This window comes from Streptomyces sp. NPDC088747 (assembly GCF_044751025.1).
Classification (GTDB): Bacteria; Actinomycetota; Actinomycetes; order Streptomycetales; family Streptomycetaceae; genus Streptomyces.
This window is the reverse complement of the sequence record NZ_JBIVKZ010000023.1, coordinates 39,001-56,483: the sequence shown is the minus strand read 5'-3', so window position 1 is coordinate 56,483 and position 17,483 is coordinate 39,001. Positions and strand designations below refer to the sequence as shown.

General features: G+C 71.8%; 15 protein-coding genes and 1 pseudogene. 9 read left to right on the top strand and 7 right to left on the bottom strand.

The window, feature by feature from the left end; translation table 11 throughout:
- Positions 1–60 precede the first annotated feature (60 nt).
- The 5 genes from ACIP79_RS37930 (at position 61) to ACIP79_RS37910 (ending at position 7,913) form a co-directional block, all read left to right on the top strand.
- The gene (locus ACIP79_RS37930) at positions 61–2,319 is read left to right on the top strand and encodes a molybdopterin oxidoreductase family protein (RefSeq protein WP_401231319.1); all 2,259 of its coding nucleotides are present in this window, start codon (positions 61–63) and stop codon (positions 2,317–2,319) included.
- Positions 2,320–2,468: 149 nt separating this feature from the next.
- The gene (locus ACIP79_RS37925; protein ID WP_401231316.1) at positions 2,469–3,920 is read left to right on the top strand and encodes a CitMHS family transporter; all 1,452 of its coding nucleotides are present in this window, start codon (positions 2,469–2,471) and stop codon (positions 3,918–3,920) included.
- A 115-nt stretch (positions 3,921–4,035) separates the two neighbouring features.
- Positions 4,036–5,292, top strand: coding sequence for an MFS transporter (locus ACIP79_RS37920; protein WP_401231313.1), 1,257 nt, complete (start codon positions 4,036–4,038; stop codon positions 5,290–5,292).
- 132 nt (positions 5,293–5,424) lie between these two features.
- A complete protein-coding gene (locus ACIP79_RS37915) occupies positions 5,425–6,813 on the top strand; it encodes an aldehyde dehydrogenase family protein (RefSeq protein WP_401231311.1) in 1,389 nt (462 codons plus the stop codon).
- Between the two features lie 11 nt (positions 6,814–6,824).
- Complete coding sequence (locus tag ACIP79_RS37910) at positions 6,825–7,913, top strand: Zn-dependent alcohol dehydrogenase (protein WP_401231308.1); 1,089 nt, start codon at positions 6,825–6,827, stop codon at positions 7,911–7,913.
- A gap of 354 nt (positions 7,914–8,267) precedes the next feature.
- Here ACIP79_RS37910 and ACIP79_RS37905 read toward each other — a convergent pair whose 3' ends face one another.
- The 3 genes and pseudogenes from ACIP79_RS37905 to ACIP79_RS37895 form a co-directional block, all read right to left on the bottom strand.
- Positions 8,268–9,197, bottom strand: coding sequence for a DMT family transporter (locus ACIP79_RS37905; RefSeq protein WP_401231305.1), 930 nt, complete (start codon positions 9,195–9,197; stop codon positions 8,268–8,270).
- A gap of 219 nt (positions 9,198–9,416) precedes the next feature.
- Positions 9,417–10,141, bottom strand: a pseudogene (locus tag ACIP79_RS37900) (ArsR/SmtB family transcription factor).
- A gap of 39 nt (positions 10,142–10,180) precedes the next feature.
- On the bottom strand, positions 10,181–10,840 hold the full coding sequence (locus ACIP79_RS37895) for a TetR/AcrR family transcriptional regulator (RefSeq protein ID WP_401231302.1): 660 nt from the start codon (positions 10,838–10,840) through the stop codon (positions 10,181–10,183).
- 67 nt (positions 10,841–10,907) lie between these two features.
- On the opposite strand from ACIP79_RS37895, the gene ACIP79_RS37890 reads away from it, so the two are divergent.
- The 3 genes from ACIP79_RS37890 (at position 10,908) to ACIP79_RS37880 (ending at position 13,115) form a co-directional block, all read left to right on the top strand.
- Positions 10,908–12,059, top strand: a complete 1,152-nt coding sequence (locus ACIP79_RS37890; RefSeq protein WP_387186851.1) for an acyl-CoA dehydrogenase family protein — start codon at positions 10,908–10,910, stop codon at positions 12,057–12,059.
- 59 nt (positions 12,060–12,118) lie between these two features.
- Positions 12,119–12,406 (top strand): YiaA/YiaB family inner membrane protein, encoded by a 288-nt coding sequence (locus ACIP79_RS37885; protein WP_383683344.1) that lies wholly within the window; start codon positions 12,119–12,121, stop codon positions 12,404–12,406.
- Between the two features lie 82 nt (positions 12,407–12,488).
- Positions 12,489–13,115, top strand: a complete 627-nt coding sequence (locus ACIP79_RS37880) for a TetR/AcrR family transcriptional regulator (protein ID WP_387186850.1) — start codon at positions 12,489–12,491, stop codon at positions 13,113–13,115.
- A gap of 107 nt (positions 13,116–13,222) precedes the next feature.
- On the opposite strand, the gene ACIP79_RS37875 is transcribed toward ACIP79_RS37880, so the two are convergent.
- The gene (locus ACIP79_RS37875; protein WP_401231298.1) at positions 13,223–13,684 is read right to left on the bottom strand and encodes a MaoC family dehydratase; all 462 of its coding nucleotides are present in this window, start codon (positions 13,682–13,684) and stop codon (positions 13,223–13,225) included.
- Between the two features lie 107 nt (positions 13,685–13,791).
- On the opposite strand from ACIP79_RS37875, the gene soxR reads away from it, so the two are divergent.
- A complete protein-coding gene (gene soxR, locus ACIP79_RS37870; protein ID WP_401231295.1) occupies positions 13,792–14,322 on the top strand; it encodes a redox-sensitive transcriptional activator SoxR in 531 nt (176 codons plus the stop codon).
- A 75-nt stretch (positions 14,323–14,397) separates the two neighbouring features.
- On the opposite strand, the gene ACIP79_RS37865 is transcribed toward soxR, so the two are convergent.
- From ACIP79_RS37865 to ACIP79_RS37855, 3 genes are all read right to left on the bottom strand, one after another.
- Entirely contained in the window at positions 14,398–15,465 is a 1,068-nt protein-coding gene (locus ACIP79_RS37865) for an RNA ligase (ATP) (protein WP_401231292.1), read from the bottom strand.
- A gap of 102 nt (positions 15,466–15,567) precedes the next feature.
- Positions 15,568–16,302, bottom strand: a complete 735-nt coding sequence (locus ACIP79_RS37860; protein WP_401231288.1) for a 3-keto-5-aminohexanoate cleavage protein — start codon at positions 16,300–16,302, stop codon at positions 15,568–15,570.
- Between the two features lie 363 nt (positions 16,303–16,665).
- Positions 16,666–17,271 carry a hypothetical protein gene (locus ACIP79_RS37855; protein ID WP_383683356.1) on the bottom strand — a complete coding sequence of 202 codons (606 nt, stop codon included), beginning with the start codon at positions 17,269–17,271 and terminating at the stop codon, positions 16,666–16,668.
- Positions 17,272–17,483 lie beyond the last annotated feature (212 nt).

Here is a 17,483-nt window from a genome sequence, read left to right as displayed (position 1 = left end):
GTCGGTATGCTCGGCGGCAGTCCGTGTGCCAACGCTGCCACCGCCTCCCGGGAGGACCCCGTGTCCCGCACCACCGGCACCACCCCCGACTCCCGCACCGCCCTGCGGATCTGCCCCCTGTGCGAAGCCACCTGCGGGCTGACGCTCACCATCGAGGACAACCGGGTCACCGGAGCCCGCGGCGACCGCGACGACGTGCTCAGCCAGGGGTTCATCTGCCCGAAGGGCGCCTCCTTCGGGGCGGTCGACGGGGACCAGGACCGACTGCGCGTCCCCCTCGTCCGCAAGGACGGCGAGCTGCGCGAAGCCACCTGGGAGGAGGCCTTCGACGCGGTGGCCGCCGGGCTCAGGTCCGTCGTGGACGCGCACGGGCCGGACGCCGTCGGCGTGGTCCTCGGCAACCCGAACGTGCACACCATGGCCGGCGCCCTCTACCCGCCCGTCCTGCTCACCTCCCTCGGTACCCACAGCGTCTTCACCGCCTCCACCCTCGACCAGATGCCCAAACACGTGTCGTGCGGACTGCTGTACGGCGACGCCAACGCGATCCCGGTGCCCGACCTGGACCACACCGACCACCTCCTGCTCATCGGCGCCAACCCGGTGGAGTCCAACGGCAGTCTGTGCACCGCCCCCGACTTCCCCGGCAAGCTCAAGGCGCTGCGGGCGCGCGGCGGCACCCTCACCGTCATCGACCCGCGACGGACCCGTACGGCCAAACTCGCCGACCGGCACGTCGCGATCCGCCCGGGAACGGACGCGCTGCTGCTGGCCGCCATGGCGAACGTCCTCTTCGAGGAGAAGCTCGTCGAACTCGGCGACCTCACCCCGCACGTCCAGGACGTGGACGAACTCGCCGACGCCGTAAGGGACTTCACCCCCGAAACCGCCGCCGAGGCCTGCGACGTCCCCGCCGGCACGATCAGGGCGCTCGCCCGCGAACTCGCCGCCGCGCCCACCGCCGCCGTCTACGGCCGCATCGGCAGCTGCACCGTCCCGCACGGCACCCTGGCCAGCTGGCTCGTCGACGTCCTCAACATCCTCACCGGCAACCTCGACCGGCCCGGCGGGGCGCTCTTCCCGCAGGCCGCCACCGACAGGACACCCCGGCCCGCCGGACCCGGCCGCGGCTTCGCGCTCGGACGCTGGCACTCAAGGGTGAGCCGGCACCCGGAGGCCAAGGGCGAACTCCCGCTCGCCGCCCTCGCCGAGGAGATCGACACCGCCACCGAACAGGGCGAACCGATCCGCGCGGTCATCGCCGTGGCCGCCAACCCCGTCCTCTCCGCACCCGACGGAGACCGCCTCGACAAGGCCCTCGACTCGCTGGACTTCATGGTCAGCGTCGACCCGTACCTGAACGAGACCTCACGTCACGCCCACGTCGTGCTCCCGCCGCCCCCGCCCTCGCGCAGCGCCCACCACGACTTCGCCTTCAACACCCTGGCCGTGCGCAACCAGGTCCGCTACACCCCCGCCGCCGTCCCGCTGGAGCCGGGCCGGATGGCCGAGACCGAGATCCTCGCACGGCTCACCCTGGCCGCCACCGGCATGCACGGCACCGACCCGGCCGCCGTCGACACCATGGTCATCGCCGCCACCCTCGGCAAGTCCGTCACCGAGGCGCACTCCCCGGTGCACGGCCGCGACCCGAAGGAACTCGCCGCACAGCTCACCGGCGGGACCGGCCCGGAGCGACGGCTCGACATGATGCTGCGCCTCGGTCCCTACGGCGAGGGCTTCGGCGTACGACCCGACGGGCTCACCCTGGAGAAGCTGCTCGCGCACCCGCACGGCATCGATCTCGGGCCCCTGGGTTCGCGACTGCCGGGCCCTCTCAAGACCCGCAGCGGGAAGATCGAGCTGCTGCCCGGCCCGATCGCCGACGACCTGCCCCGGCTCCGGGACGCGCTGCGCGAACGCCCCACGGCCATCGTCCTCGTCGGCCGCCGCCACCTGCGCTCCAACAACAGCTGGATGCACAACGTCCCCGCCCTCACCGGCGGCACCAACCGCTGCACCCTGCACATCCACCCCGAGGACGCCGAACAGCTCGGACTCACCGACGGGGCCGCCGTCCGCGTCAAGGGCGCCGGGGGAGAGGTGACCACCCCCGCCGAGGTCACCGACACCGTGCGACGCGGGGTGGTGAGCCTGCCGCACGGGTGGGGACACGGCCGCGCCGGCACCCGGATGAGCCACGCCGCGCTCGACCCCGGAGTCAACGTGAACCAGCTGCTCGACGGCAGCCTGCTGGACCCGCTGTCGGGGACGGCCGTCCTCAACGGCGTGCCCGTCGAGCTGACACCCGTGCACTGACTCGCGCACTGACAAAGCCCTGACCTGGAGTTTTGCGCTTATTGCTCGCGTGTCAACGTCTTGTTAAGACTTGCGTGGCCGACCTAACGTCACTCGCACCGCCGCCCCAGGTGGGAGTTCAAGGGCGAACGAACGTTAGGTATCCACTCATGCTGACCATCCTCGGCTTCACCATGATCGCGACCTTCCTGGTCCTGATCATGCTGAAAAAAATGTCGCCGATCGCGGCGCTCGTGCTGATCCCGGCGCTCTTCTGTGTGTTCGTCGGGAAGGGCGCCAAGCTCGGCGACTACGTCATCGACGGCGTCACCAGCCTCGCCCCCACCGCGGCGATGCTCATGTTCGCGATCGTCTACTTCGGAGTGATGATCGACGTCGGGCTCTTCGACCCGATCGTGCGCGGCATCCTGAAGTTCTGCAAGGCCGATCCGCTGCGCATCGTGGTCGGTACGGCCGTGCTCGCCGCGATCGTCTCCCTGGACGGCGACGGCTCCACCACCTTCATGATCACGGTCTCGGCGATGTACCCGCTCTACAAGCGCCTCAAGATGAGCCTCGTCGTGATGACCGGTGTCGCCGCCATGGCCAACGGCGTGATGAACACCCTGCCCTGGGGAGGCCCGACCGCCCGCGCCGCGACCGCCCTCAAGGTCGACGCCAGCGACATCTTCGTCCCGATGATCCCGGCCCTCGCCGTCGGCCTCCTCGCCGTCCTCGTGCTCTCGTACGTCCTCGGCCGCCGCGAGCGCGCCCGGCTGGGCGTGCTGACGCTGGACGAGGCGCTGGAGCCGCGGGAGACCGAGACGGTGCTGGTCGGCGCGGGTGCCACGGCCGGCGGCAGCGGCCCGGTCGACCTCGCGAAGAAGCCCGTGGGCACGGGCGGTTCGGGCACCGGCACCGGTACGGACGCGGGCGTGGGCGTTGGCGCGGGCGCTCAAGGCCCCGAGGAGGACGACGCTTTCGCCGTCCTCGACCCCGACCGCGCCACCCTGCGGCCCAAGCTCTACTGGTTCAACGCCCTGCTCACGGTCGTGCTGCTCACCGCCATGATCATGGAGTGGCTGCCGATCCCGGTGCTGTTCCTGCTCGGCGCCGCCCTCGCGCTCACCGTCAACTTCCCCCACATGCCCGACCAGAAGGCCCGCCTCGGCGCCCACGCCGAGAACGTCCTCAACGTCTCCGGCATGGTCTTCGCCGCCGCCGTCTTCACCGGCGTCCTCCAGGGCACCGGCATGGTCGACCACATGGCCGACTGGCTGGTCTCCAACATCCCGGACGGCATGGGCCCCCACATGGCCTTCGTCACCGGCATCCTGAGCATCCCGCTCACGTACTTCATGTCGAACGACGGCTTCTACTTCGGCATCCTCCCGGTCCTCGCCGAAGCCGGGCAGGCCCACGGCGTCTCCTCCCTGGAGATCGCCCGCGCCTCCATCGTCGGCCAGCCGCTGCACATGTCGAGCCCGCTGGTCCCCGCCGTATACGTCCTGGTCGGCATGGCCAAGGTCGAGTTCGGCGACCACACCAGGTTCGTGGTGAAGTGGGCGGCGCTCACGTCGCTGGTGGTGCTCGGCTCGGGGATCCTGTTCGGGATCATCTGACCCCCGGCACGCACCTGAGGGGCACGCACCGCAGGGTCGTACGTCGGAGGGGTGCACGTCGGAGGGGTGCACGTCCGACGGGGGAGTTCACTCGTTCATCGGTTGGAGGATCACTGTGGGGCCCGGTGGAAACCGCGGCTGGTTGCTGCGTCTCGTCATCGCCTTCGGCTTCGCGCAGGGGGCGGTGTCGATGGCGCGGCCCGCCGTCTCCTACCGGGCCCTCGCCCTCGGCGCCGACGAGCGCGCGATCGGCGTGATCGCGGGTGTGTACGCCCTGCTTCCACTGTTCGTCGCCGTACCGCTCGGCCGCCGTACCGACCACGGCCGCTGCGCCCCCCTGCTGCCCGCGGGCGTGGTGCTCATCGCGGGCGGCTGCGCCCTCAGCGGCCGGGCGAACTCCCTCACGGAGATGGCCGCGTGGAGCGGGGTGATGGGCCTGGGGCACCTCTGCTTCGTCATCGGCGCCCAGTCGATCGTCGCCCGCCAGTCTGCGCCGCACGAACAGGACCGCAACTTCGGCCACTTCACCATCGGCGCCTCCCTCGGCCAGCTCGTCGGGCCGATCGCCGCGGGCGCCCTCATCGGCGGTCCCGACATGGCGGGCAGCAGCGCCCTGGCCCTGCTCGTGGCCGGCGCGGTGGCCGCGGTCTCGTTCACCTCGCTGTGGCGCATCGAACACCGCGCGCCGGTCAACTCCCGTACGGCGCAGGGCGACCGGGTCCCGGTTCACCGGATACTGCGCACCCGGGGCGTTCCCGCGGGCATCTTCGTCAGCCTCGCCGTACTGTCCGCGACGGACATCCTCACCGCGTACCTGCCGGTCGTCGGCGAACACCGGGGTATCGCGCCGTCCGTGGTCGGCCTGCTGCTGAGCCTGCGCGCGGCGGCGACGATCGCCTGCCGGCTGGTGATGACGCCGATGCTGCGGCTCCTGGGCCGGAAAGCGCTGCTCACCACGACCTGTCTGGCGGCCGGCGTGCTGTGCGCGGGCATCGCGCTGCCGGTGCCCGTCTGGGCGCTGGCGGCGATTTTGCTGGTCCTCGGTTTCTGTCTCGGCGTCGGGCAGCCGCTGTCGATGACGACGGTGGTCCAGGCGGCCCCCGAGGGCGCCCGTTCCACGGCCCTCGCCCTGCGGCTGACCGGCAACCGGCTCGGCCAGGTCGCCGCGCCCGCCGCGGCGGGCCTGGTCGCCGGGATCGCGGGGGTGGCCGCGCCGTTCGTGATGCTGGGCGCGCTGTTGCTGGTGTCCTCGGGTATCGCGCTGCGCTCGCCCGCGAAACCGGAGGCTCCGGGCTCGGGCCCGAGTACGGGGCCTGGCCCGGACGAGCCCGCCCGGCGCCGGATGCCCGTGCGTCGCAGAAGCGACATCTGACCCCTCGGACCCCTCGGGCACCCCACGTCACCCGGGCCGTGACCTCGTGAGGCCCCCGCACCCCTGGCGCCAGAAAACTAACATCGCTAGTTTAGTGTCGGCCGACGCTGCCCCGCCCAGGAGGAACAGGGAATGAAAGCTCACGACGGCATGTATATAGGCGGCGAATGGGTTCCCGCCCTCGGCGCGGACACGATCGAGGTCGTGAACCCGGTCGACGAGCAGGTGATCGGCACGGTCCCCGCGGGCACCGCCGCGGACGTCGACCACGCCGTACGGGCCGCCCGCGCCGCGTTCCCCGGCTGGGCCGCGACCCCGCCCGCCCAGCGCGCCGCGAGGCTGGCCGCCCTCCGGGACGTGCTCGCCGCCCGCAAGGACGAGGTGGCCGAGACGGTCACCGCCGAGCTCGGCTCACCGTTGGCGTTCTCGCAGGCGGTGCACGCGGCGGTGCCGGTCCTGGTCGCGGGCTCGTACGCCGAACTGGCGGCGACCCACGCCTTCGAGGAGAAGGTCGGCAACTCGACCGTCCACCAGGAACCCGTCGGTGTGGTCGCCGCGATCACGCCCTGGAACTACCCGCTGCACCAGATCGTCGCCAAGGTCGCCCCGGCGCTGGCCGCCGGCTGCACGGTGGTGCTGAAGCCGGCCGAGGACACCCCGCTGACCGCCCAGTTGTTCGCCGAGGCGGTGGCCGAAGCGGGCTTTCCGGCCGGCGTCTTCAACCTGGTCACCGGCCTCGGCCGGGTCGCCGGCCAGGCCCTCGCCGAACACCCGGACGTGGACCTGGTCTCCTTCACCGGCTCCACGGCGGTCGGCAAGCAGATCGGCGCGGTGGCCGGCGCGGCCGTCAAGCGGGTCGCCCTCGAACTCGGCGGCAAGTCCGCCAACGTCATCCTGCCGAGCGCCGACCTGGTCAAGGCCGTCAACGTCGGCGTCGCCAACGTGATGTCCAACTCCGGCCAGACATGCAGCGCCTGGACCCGCATGCTGGTGCACACCTCGCAGTACGAGCGGGCCGTCGAGCTGGCCGCCGCCGCGGCGGCCAAGTACGGCGACCGCATCGGCCCGGTCGTCAACGCCAAACAGCGTTCCCGAGTCCGGGGTTACATCGAGAAGGGCGTCGCGGAAGGCGCCCGCCTGGTCGCCGGGGGGCTCGATTCCCCGCGTGAGCAGGGGTACTTCGTCAGTCCGACGGTCTTCGCCGACGTCACACCGGAGATGACCATCGCCCAGGAGGAGATCTTCGGGCCGGTGCTGTCGATCATCCGGTACGAGGACGAGGAGGACGCCCTCCGGATAGCCAACGGCACGGTGTACGGGCTCTCGGGTGCCGTCTGGGCGGCCGAGGAGTCGGAGGCGGTGGCCTTCGCGCGACGGCTCGACACCGGGCAGGTCGACATCAACGGCGGGCGCTTCAACCCCCTTGCCCCGTTCGGGGGTTACAAGCAGTCCGGGGTCGGGCGCGAACTCGGCTCGCACGGGCTGTCCGAGTACCTCCAGACCAAGTCCTTCCAGTTCTAGGCCCGAGGAGCATGCACGTGGTTCGAGCCGCCGTACTTCCCGCCGTGGGCGCTCCTCTGGAGCTCGCCGAGATCGATCTGCCGGAGCCCGGCCCCGGACAGGTCCGTGTCCGGCTCGCCGCCGCCGGGGTGTGCCACTCCGACCTCTCCCTGTCCGACGGCACCATGCGGTTGCCCGTTCCCGCGGTCCTCGGCCACGAGGGCGCCGGTTTCGTGGTCTCCGTCGGAGAGGGCGTCACCCACCTCGCGCCCGGCGACGAGGTCGTCCTCAACTGGGCGCCGTCCTGCGGAAACTGCCACGCCTGCTCACTCGGCGAGGTGTGGCTGTGCGCCAACGCGCTGAGCGGCGCGAACGACGTCTACGCGCGGCGCGCCTCCGACGGGAGCGATCTGTACCCAGGTCTGAACGTCGCCGCGTTCGCCGAGGAGACCGTCGTGCCCGTCGGCTGCGTACTTCCGGTACCGGACGGGGTGCCGCTCATCGACGCCGCCCTCCTCGGATGCGCCGTCCTCACCGGGTACGGCGCCGTCCACCACTCCGCGCGGGTGCGGGAGGGCGAGACCGTCGCGGTGTTCGGGGTCGGCGGGGTCGGACTCGCCGCGATCCAGGCCGCCCGGATCGCGGGCGCCTCGAAGATCGTGGCGGTGGACGTCTCGCCCGCCAAGGAGTCCCTCGCACGCGACGCGGGCGCCACGGACTACGTCGTCGCCTCCGACACCACCGCCCGGGAGATCCGCGCCCTCACCGGCCGACAGGGCGTCGACGTGGCCGTCGAGTGCGTGGGCAGGGCCGTCACCATCCGCACGGCCTGGGAATCCACCCGGCGCGGCGGCCGCACCACCGTCGTCGGTATCGGCGGCAAGGACCAGCAGGTCACCTTCAACGCCCTGGAGATCTTCCACTGGGGCCGAACCCTCGCCGGCTGCGTGTTCGGCAACTCCGACCCCGCACGGGATCTGCCGATGCTGGCCGAGCACGTACGAGCGGGCCGCCTCGACCTGGGAATGCTCGTGACGGAACGCATCGACCTGGAGGGCATCCCGGGAGCGTTCGAGAACATGGTGGCAGGGAAGGGCGGACGGGCGTTGGTGGTGTTCTAGGGCCGGGGTTCGACCCCGGGTGGGGCCGGGGTCGGGCCAGTTGGGGGCAGGAGCAGGAGCAGGAGCAGGGGCAGAGGCAGGGGTTCGGGTCTGGGCGCCGGCCCTCGGGCGGCAGGACCCGGCCCCCGCCAAGGGGCGTGGCGAGGTGAGGCTGACGCGGCGCGGACTCCGCGAGGCCGTGCGGACGCGCTCGCCCGCCCGCGCCGGGCCCGAGCGCAGGCCGCAGTGCGCTCTGTCCAGCCCTGCGCAGGGCCTCGGGGCAGCCGGGCCCAGCCCGAGTGCAGGACCTTGGACCGGCCCCTCCGAGGCGTGGCCCCTAGGCAATCGTTCCGGTGCTCAGCCCCGTTCCGGCGCTCAGCCCCGTTCCGGCGCCGCCTCCGTCACAGCCGTCCTCGGTCGGGATCGGGACACCGCCACACCGGCGAGGCACAGCAGGCCGCCGCAGAGGGTCAGAAGGCCCGGGACCTCGCCCAGGAACAGCCAGGACATCAGCACGACGAGCGCGGGCACCGCGTAGGTGGTCGCGCCCATCCGGCTCGCCGTCGTACGGGCCAGCGCGTACGCCCATGTCGTGAACGCCAGCGCGGTCGGGAACACGCCCAGGTAGACCATGTTGAGCGTCGCGGACACCGGCGCGTCCGCAGCTTCGTGCACGAGCTGTCCCGCGAAAGGCAGGCACGCCACCGCTCCGATGAGGCAGCCGAAGGTCGTGGCCTGGAGCGGGCTCGCCAGGCCGAGAACCGGCTTCTGAGCGACGACCCCGGCCGCGTAGGTGACGGCCGCGAGCAGACACAGCACGACCCCGAGGACCGAGGAACCGCCGTTGCCCGACATCGAGAGACCCACGGCGACCGCCCCCGCGAACGACACCGCCATCCCCGCGAGCAGCCTCGGCGGCATGGGGTCGCCGAGCAGCCGGGACCCGAGCAGGGCGATGAGGATCGGGCCGATGTTCACGACCAGCGCGGCCGTACCGGCGTCCACCTGCTGCTCTCCCCAGTTGAGGGCGACCATGTAGACGCCGAACCAGAGCACCCCGGAGACGGCGATCCCTCGCCAGGCCGCACGCGGTGGCCAACCCACCCTCCGTACAAGGCAGATGGCGCCCAGCATGACGACTCCCGCCAGCAGCCGCCCCAGCGCGAGCGCGCCCGGCGAGTACGCCGATCCCGCGCTGCGGATCGAGACGAAGGCCGAGGCCCACAGCACGACGGTGACGGTTGCGGCGGCCGCGGCACGCGGATCGGTGCGCCGGGCGGTGGCCTGGGCAGGGGTGATCATCATGCTCCTGAGGCTAGAGGGCGTGTCGGGGCGAGGTCTTGCGGATTTCGGACGTCACGTCCGAGGGCACGCGGCGTACCGGGCCGCGGGGCCACTGTCGTCCGGCTCGACCGGGGTGAACCGGGCTCGAACTCGGGCGAGTTCGCCCCAGCTCGGTCAAGACCGACCGAAGTCACCCCAAGCGGAGGAGAGTTCGGCCCCGCCGGTCAGGTCCCGCGCCGCTCAGCGCAACGCCGCCCCCTCGATGCCGAGAAGCTCGGCGAAGGCCCGTTCGCCCTCGGGCGTGACCATGACCGCCCGCTCGGAGCCGATCCGCACGCACCAGCGGGAGTCCAGCGCGTGCCGGCACAGGGCCGCGCCTGCGGTTCCCGCGAGATGGGGCCGGCGCTCGGTCCAGTCGAGGCAGGCCCGGCTGAGGGGACGACGGCCGGTGCGGTCGAGGCCGATGCCCACGGCGTCGAACCAGTGCAGCCCGGCGTCCGTGAGCGCGAACCCGTGTCCTGCCGGAGGAGCCCGCGGCCGGTGAGGGCGTCGGTGAGCGCGATGCCGAGGCGCCCGGCGAGATGGTCGTAGCAGGTGCGGGCACGCGCCATGGCCGATCCGGCGCCGGCCGCCCGCAGCGTGCGGGGCCGCTTCGCGGCGGTGGGCGCGACCTGCGCGGCGAGATCCTCGACGAGTTGCGCGACCCGGGTGTCGGCGAGCCGCACGTACCGGTGCCTGCCCTGCCGCTCTTCGGTGAGCAGACCGCCCGCGACAAGCTTGCCCAGATGCTCACTGGCGGTCGACGCGGCGACCCCGGCGTGCCGCGCCAGTTCCCCGGCGGTCCACGCCCGCCCGTCGAGCAGCGCCAGCAGAAAGACGGCCCGGGTCTCGTCGGCGATCAGCCCCGCCAACGCGGCCAGCCCCGGGCCCACCGGATCCTTCGCTCTCGTCATGCCTCCCAGCATGCGCCGGGAACACTTCGGCGCCCGCCGAACGATGGACGTTCAGGGGGAAAGGCTGCCCGAGTCCTTCCGCCGCAGCCCCTCGAACTGCGAAGCCAGCCCGTCGAGCAACGCCCTGAGCCCGGTCTCGAAAGCCCGCTCGTCGATCTTCTCCTGGTTCTCCGCGAGCAGGTGCGCCTGCCCGAGGTGGGGATAGTCGGCGGGATCGTACGCGGTGGCGTCGTCCACGAAACCGCCGGCGAAGGAGCCGAGGGCGGAGCCCATGACGAAGTAGCGCATCAGCGCGCCGATGGAGGTGGCCTGGGACGGCGGCCAGCCCGCCTCGACCATCGCGCCGAAGACGGCGTCCGCGAGCCGGAGCCCGGCGGGCCGCCGGCCGGGCCCGCGCGCGAGCACCGGCACGATGTTCGGGTGGTCGCGCAGCGCCGCCCGGTAGGACACCGCCCAGTCGTGCAGCGCCGTACGCCACTCACGGCCGTCCTCGAACATCGACAGGTCGACCTGAGCGCTGACCGAGTCGGCGACCGCCTCCAGGATCTGGTCCTTGGTCGCGAAGTGGTTGTAGAGGGACGGGCCGCTCACGCCCAGCTCGGCCGCGAGCCGGCGTGTGGAGACGGCCGCCAGGCCCTCGGTGTCCACCAGCGCGCGTGCCGTGTCGACGATGCGGTCGGTGCTGAGGAGGGGCTTGCGCGGTCGGGCCATGGCGCACATAGTAGGGCTGCGCCTGTAAACTAGCAGTGCTAATTAAAACGTCTTGGGGTGACTCGGCATGGACCTGGAGCTCAGCGAGGAGCAGACCGCCGTCCGGCGGCTCGCCAGGGACTTCGTGGAGCGCGAGATCGCCCCGCACGTCATCGAGTGGGACCGCGCCGAGGATGTCGACCGGTCGATCGTCAAGAAGCTCGGCGAGGTCGGCTTCCTCGGGCTCACGATCGACGAGGAGTACGGCGGCAGCGGCGGCGACCACCTCGCGTACTGCCTGGTGACGGAGGAGCTGGGCCGCGGCGACTCCTCCGTGCGCGGCATCGTCTCCGTCTCGCTCGGCCTCGTCGCCAAGACGATCGCGTACTGGGGGAGCGAGGAGCAGAAGCGCCGGTGGCTGCCGGGACTGACCTCCGGCGGGTACGTCGGATGCTTCGGCCTCACCGAGCCCGGCACCGGCTCGGACGCGGGCAACCTGTCGACCAGGGCCACCCGTGACGGCGACGACTACGTCATCAACGGCACCAAGATGTTCATCACCAACGGCACCTGGGCCGACGTCGTCCTCCTCTTCGCCCGGTCGACCGACGCCCCGGGCCACAAGGGCGTCTCCGCCTTCCTCGTGCCGACCGACACCCCCGGCCTGTCCCGCCGCACCATCCACGGCAAGCTCGGTCTGCGTGGACAGGCCACCGCCGAGCTGGTTTTCGAGGACGTGCGGGTCCCCGCCTCCGCGATGCTGGCGCCCGAGGGCAAGGGCTTCGCCGTCGCCATGTCCGCGCTCGCCAAGGGGCGGATGTCGGTGGCCGCGGGCTGCGTCGGCATAGCCCAGGCGGCACTGGACGCGGCGGTGACGTACGCGACCGAGCGTGAGCAGTTCGGCAAGAGCATCGCCCGTCACCAGCTGGTGCAGGAACTGCTCAGCGACATCGCCGTGGACGTCGACGCGGCACGCCTGCTGACCTGGCGGGTCGCCGATCTCGTGGACCGCGGGCTGCCGTTCGCCACCGAGTCCTCCAAGGCCAAGCTCTTCGCCTCGGAGGCCGCCGTGCGCGCCGCGAACAACGCCCTCCAGGTCTTCGGCGGCTACGGCTACATCGATGAGTACCCGGTGGGCAAGCTGCTGCGCGACGCCCGCGTGATGACCCTGTACGAGGGCACCAGCCAGATCCAGAAGCTGGTCATCGGGCGGGCGCTGACCGGGGTCTCGGCTTTCTGAGTACCCCTCTGAGTATCCGGGCGGATACGCTCCCGCGGCTCACGGCCGACACTGGATCCATGAGTGAGACACCGGTCAAGCAGCAGTCCACCGCCGCCTTCTACGGCCAGGCGGTCATCTCCTTCGCCGTCGCCATCGTCGCGACCGCCATCGGCATCTTCAAGCTGGACGCCGACGCCTGGGTGCGCTCCTTCCTGGGCATCGCTGTCCTCTATCTGGTGACCTCGTCCTTCACGCTGGCGAAGGTGATCCGGGACCGTCAGGAGGCCGGGCAGATAGTCAGCCGGGTCGACCAGGCGAGACTGGAGAAGCTGCTCGCCGAACACGACCCCTTCGAGAAGCTCTGATCCGCGCTGAGCGGGCACTCTAAGCGCCCGCTCAGGTTCGGGGGTATGGTGTCCCCCTGCCAGTGGAAGGGGCGAACCAGCGATGAGTACGGCGGAGGAGACGGCCGGTGCCGAGAGGCAGCCGTGGGCCGAGGTCACCCCGGACGCGGCCAGGCGGCTGCTCGTCGCCGCCGTGGAGGCCTTCGCCGAGCGCGGGTACCACGCGACGACGACCCGGGACATCGCGGGGCGCGCCGGCATGAGCCCGGCCGCGCTCTACATCCACTACAAGACCAAGGAAGAGCTGCTCCACCGGATCAGTCGGATCGGGCACGACAAGGCGATCGACATCCTGCGCAGCGCCGCGGAGCGCGACGGCAGCGCGGGGGAGCGCCTCGCGGACGCGGTGCGGTCCTTCGTACGGTGGCACGCGGCGCAGCACACCACCGCGCGGGTCGTTCAGTACGAGCTCGACGCGCTCGGTCCCGAGGCCCGCGCGGAGATCGTCGCCCTGCGCAGGCAGAGCGACGCGGCCGTGCGCGGCATCATCCAGGACGGGGTCTCGGCGGGCGACTTCGACGTACCCGACGTCCCCGGCACCACCCTCGCGGTGCTCTCGCTCTGCATCGACGTGGCGCGCTGGTTCAACGTGGACGGCCCCCGTACCCCCGACGAGGTCGGCGCCCTCTACGCCGACCTCGTGCTGCGCATGGTGGGGGCCAAGCGGTAGCGGCGGGCCCCGCGATGGCGGCGGGCCCCGAAGCGGCGGGCCCCTCAGAAGCCGCCGACCCGCTCAGAGAAGCCGCGCGGATCGCGCAGAGAAGCCGCGCGGATCGCTCAGAAGTAGTAGCGGGACACCGACTCCGCCACGCACACCGGCTTCTCGCCGCCCTCGCGTTCGACGGTGACCGCGGCCGTGACCTGCACTCCGCCGCCCGCCTCGGTGACCTCCGTGAGGACGGCGGTGGCGCGCAGCCGCGAGCCCACCGGGACGGGCGCGGGAAAACGGACCTTGTTGGTGCCGTAGTTGACGCCCATCTTCATGCCCTCGACGCGCAGCACCTGCGGCACCAGCGTGGGGAGCAGCGAAAGCGTCAGGTAACCGTGCGCGATGGTCGTGCCGAAGGGGCCCGCGGCGGCCTTCTCGGGGTCGATGTGGATCCACTGGTGGTCACCCGTGGCGTCCGCGAAGAGGTCGATCCGCTTCTGGTCGATCTCCAGCCATTCGCTGTACCCCAACTGCTCGCCCACCGCGGCCTTCAGCTCGTCGGCGGACTCGAAGATCCTCGGCTCTGCCATGTCCCTGGCCTCCCGCGTGTGAATGTCTAAGCGACTGCTTAGCATGGTCGGGTGCGGACCGGATGTCAACGGACCCCACGGGCGCCGGGGTGGGTAGGGTTGGAGGGGTGCCCCAGATCCCTGAGAAGATCCACGAGCTGACCGTCGGGCAGCTGTCGGCCCGCAGCGGCGCCGCCGTCTCCGCCCTGCACTTCTACGAGTCCAAGGGCCTCATCACCAGCCGCCGCACGACCGGGAACCAGCGCCGCTACCACCGTGACGCGCTGCGCCGTGTCGCCTTCGTGCGGGCCGCCCAGCGGGTCGGCATCCCCCTCGCCACCATCCGCGCGGCACTCGCCGAACTCCCGGAGGAGCGCACTCCGACCAGGGAGGACTGGGCCCGCCTGTCGGAGGCCTGGCGCTCCGAACTCGACGAGCGCATCACGCGGTTGAGCCGCCTGCGGGACCACCTGACGGACTGCATCGGCTGCGGCTGCCTGTCCCTGGAGAACTGCGTGCTCTCCAACCCGGACGACGCCTTCGGCGAACGCCTCACCGGCTCCCGCCTGCTGGCGGAACGCGCCCGCCCGGCCGAGAAGCGGGACAGGCGGGCCGCACCCTCCGCGGCGCCGCACAAGGAGCCCGAGGACTGCCGGTGATCCGGCACCCCGGGCCCCGTACACCCGACGGGCCCCGCTGAGGCTCCCTGCTCCCTACTTCTTACTCCCTACTTCTCACTCGTACTCCGTGCCGCCCTTCCGCGTCAGGTACGCGGGGCTGATCGCCTTCGCTATGGCCCGGCCGCCCGTCACCGGGCTGTACCGCTCGGTGGCCGGGCGTACGACCACCCCCTCGCGCAGATGCAGCCCCCGCCCGGAGACGGTCTCCCGCCCGGAGGCGATCTCCAGGACGCGGTCGATGTCGTACGGGCCCTCGAACAGCCTGGGAACCAGCGGCAGTTCGCCTTCGAGCAGCGCCGCCGCGTCGAGCCAGCGGACCTCGCCGTCGATGTCCGCGGACACGTCGAACACGGCGTAACCGAGCGTCTCCCTGCGGCCGTCGGCGCCGTAGGACAGGTCCTGTACTCCGGCCCCGTACACCTCGCCGAAGACGCCGACCCGGCGCGCGCCGAGCCGCTCGGCGAGCCGGGCGGCGATCTCGGGGACGCCATGGCCGAGCAGCGCGCGCCAGTACAGGTTGAGCGGATCCTCCTTGAGGGCGAGGGACTTGGAGCCGAAGCCCTTGGAGGAGACCTGGACGCGTCCCTCGTCCGCGAGGTACGTGAGCAGACAGGCCGAGCCGTGCAGCTTCTCGGTCAGGACGACGGGCTCGCCCGGCGTGAAGATGCCCGGATACCGCTGGATGTTCTCGATGTCGACCCAGGGCAGCAGGTCGGGCGCGGACTCGACGTCACCGCTCATGGTGGGCGGGATCGGCGGTACCCATTTGACGATGCCGAGCGCCTCCGCGAAGTCCGTACCGTCCTCGACGGCCTTCGCCAGGTCGACGTCCGCCACCGCCTTCGGGAGGCAGACGATGCCCTGTGACAACTCGCCGCGCAGCCGCACGGCCTTGACCCGGTCCGAGCCGCTCCCCGCAAGCCGCCCGGTCAGGCCCAGTTCCTCGATCAGCCCGGCCGGGAGCACGGACTGCTCGGGGATGTAGAGGGCCCGCTCGCCGGTGCGGTAGGCGCCCTTGGCGACCACGGCTCGATACAGGCCGACCTGGGCCAGTTCGAGCGCGTCGGCGTTCGGATGCTCATGGATGGTCAGGACTTCGGCGGTGACGCGCAGTGTCGACATCGGGCACTCCCACGGTTCATCGGCTGTCTCTCATCGCCCCCAAGTGTCCGGGCGGGAAAGGGCTGGAACGAACGGATTCACGGCTGCTAGCGTCTCGACTCATCACGACGAACGCCGCTCTCTCCCGAGCCGGTGCTGGACGAGTCCCTCCGCCACCAACTGGCCGTTGGACACGGCCCGTTCGCCGTCCGGGAGCAGCAAGGTGTCCTCCAGGCCGATCCGAGTTGCGAGGCCGAGCCGTCCCGCGAGCCGGAGCACCGGCCAGGTGCCGCCTTCCATGCCGTGCAGCAGGACGGGGCGGCCGTGGGCGCCGCCCAGCTCCGTGAGCAGGGCGCGCGCCGAATCCTCCGCCGTGTCGGCCGAGGTGTCCACCACCTCGGCCAGCACCCGGAGCACCCGTGGCCCGAGCGGCGACACCGCGAACCGCGCGGCGCCCTCCGTACCGGACCAGATGCCCGCCTCCACACCGATCCCGCGGTCGATGAGCGCCGCCGCGACCTCCTCGGCGCCCGGCTCGTGCCAGTTGACCGAGGCGTGGTCGGGCAGCACCGTCCAGGAACGGACGCGGGCCAGGCGGGCCGCCGGGTCCGGCTCGGCCCAGGCGCCGGTGGTCACGCCGACCGTCACGCCCACCCGGGCCCGTATCGCCTCGATCGTCGGGGTCACCGCCTTGGGCGACAACGTGTCGTGCCCGCAGGGCGACTTGGGATGGACGTGGATGTCGGACGCGCCGGCCGCGACGGCCTCGACCGCGGACGCGGCCATCGAGCCGGGCGACAGCGGCACGGCGGCACCGTCACCGGCGCCCCGGGCTCCGTTCAGACAGACCTGCACCATGCCCCGATGGTGACATCCACCACTGACATCCGGACGCCGGCCGTCAACCCACCGACTCCCGACTCCCGACTCCCGACTCCCGACTACCGACCCAAGCGGCACCCGGCACTGAAGACCCCGCGCACGCCGAGAACAGGGCACGCGCAAGCCGCGACCAGACCACACGCGGGCCGAGGACATCCATGCCCCCGCCCCGGACACCACCGCGGCATCCGCCATCGACCATCGGCGACGACCCCACGGTCGTACGCCGCCCGGCAAGGGCGCGGGGCCGACATCGATCACCCGGCGGGACGGCCCGCCCGGCCTCGGACGGCCCACGGCGGACGGCTCACCGGCAGTACGCGTGAAAGCTTGGCGCCCTCACGCCGAGACGAGCAGTTGCCGTCCGCGCCGGGCCTCCGCCAGCGCCTCCGGGGTCAGAACGGGCCGCGGCACCACGATCCCGCAGCGAGTGCAGACGGGACCGGACGACGGTTCGTGCGCCAGGTCGTACTTCCAGTCGAGGCGCTCGCCCGTGCACACCGGGCACACCGCGCCCGGCTCGCGCTCCAACGCGGCGATCAGCCGGCGCAGCACCTCGGCCAGTGGTTCATGGGGGTGGACCCGCGGGTCGTCGCACCACGCGACCCCGAAGCCGCCCCAGGTCAGCCGGTGCCAGTCGTCCACGCTGCCCGGCCTGCGCAGCCCGTCGTGCTTCTCCTTCTTGCGCCGCTCGGCGAACCCGACCTCATAGGCGAGCCAGACCGAGCGGGCCTCCTCCAACTCGTCCAGTGCGGCCACGAGCCGCGCCGGGTCGGGGGAGCGGTCCTCGGGACCGAACCCGGCCCGCGAGCTCAAGTGGTCCCAGGTCGCCCGGTGCCCGTAAGGGGCGAACCTCTCAAGGCACTTGCGCAGTGAGTAGCGTCGCAGTGCCAGATCACTCCGCGGATCTCGCACCTGTCTCGCCAGACTCCGGAAACCGGCCATCGCCCTGCACCTCCGTCACACCTGTACCTGTACTTCGGTCACTTCGGCGTCGTCGTACGGACTTCGCCGAATAGACGTATCGACAAGCGATTCGGCTCCATCCGATTTCCGATGACCTCCCATAAGCCATCTGCCGAACCCCTCATGGAGTACCTCCGCACTCTGTGAGCTGCCTGTTGTCCACCTGTCGGATGCCCTCGCGGGCGGAGCCC

Coding starts and splice junctions, on each gene's coding strand:
- ACIP79_RS37925 (WP_401231316.1), top strand. CDS start 2,469: ATGCTGACCATCCTCGGCTTCACCATGATCGCGACCTTCCTGGTCCTG.
- ACIP79_RS37915 (WP_401231311.1), top strand. CDS start 5,425: ATGAAAGCTCACGACGGCATGTATATAGGCGGCGAATGGGTTCCCGCC.
- ACIP79_RS37910 (WP_401231308.1), top strand. CDS start 6,825: ATGCACGTGGTTCGAGCCGCCGTACTTCCCGCCGTGGGCGCTCCTCTG.
- ACIP79_RS37905 (WP_401231305.1), bottom strand. CDS start 9,197: ATGATGATCACCCCTGCCCAGGCCACCGCCCGGCGCACCGATCCGCGT.
- ACIP79_RS37895 (WP_401231302.1), bottom strand. CDS start 10,840: ATGGCCCGACCGCGCAAGCCCCTCCTCAGCACCGACCGCATCGTCGAC.
- ACIP79_RS37890 (WP_387186851.1), top strand. CDS start 10,908: ATGGACCTGGAGCTCAGCGAGGAGCAGACCGCCGTCCGGCGGCTCGCC.
- ACIP79_RS37885 (WP_383683344.1), top strand. CDS start 12,119: ATGAGTGAGACACCGGTCAAGCAGCAGTCCACCGCCGCCTTCTACGGC.
- ACIP79_RS37880 (WP_387186850.1), top strand. CDS start 12,489: ATGAGTACGGCGGAGGAGACGGCCGGTGCCGAGAGGCAGCCGTGGGCC.
- ACIP79_RS37875 (WP_401231298.1), bottom strand. CDS start 13,684: ATGGCAGAGCCGAGGATCTTCGAGTCCGCCGACGAGCTGAAGGCCGCG.
- ACIP79_RS37865 (WP_401231292.1), bottom strand. CDS start 15,465: ATGTCGACACTGCGCGTCACCGCCGAAGTCCTGACCATCCATGAGCAT.
- ACIP79_RS37860 (WP_401231288.1), bottom strand. CDS start 16,302: ATGGTGCAGGTCTGTCTGAACGGAGCCCGGGGCGCCGGTGACGGTGCC.
- ACIP79_RS37855 (WP_383683356.1), bottom strand. CDS start 17,271: ATGGCCGGTTTCCGGAGTCTGGCGAGACAGGTGCGAGATCCGCGGAGT.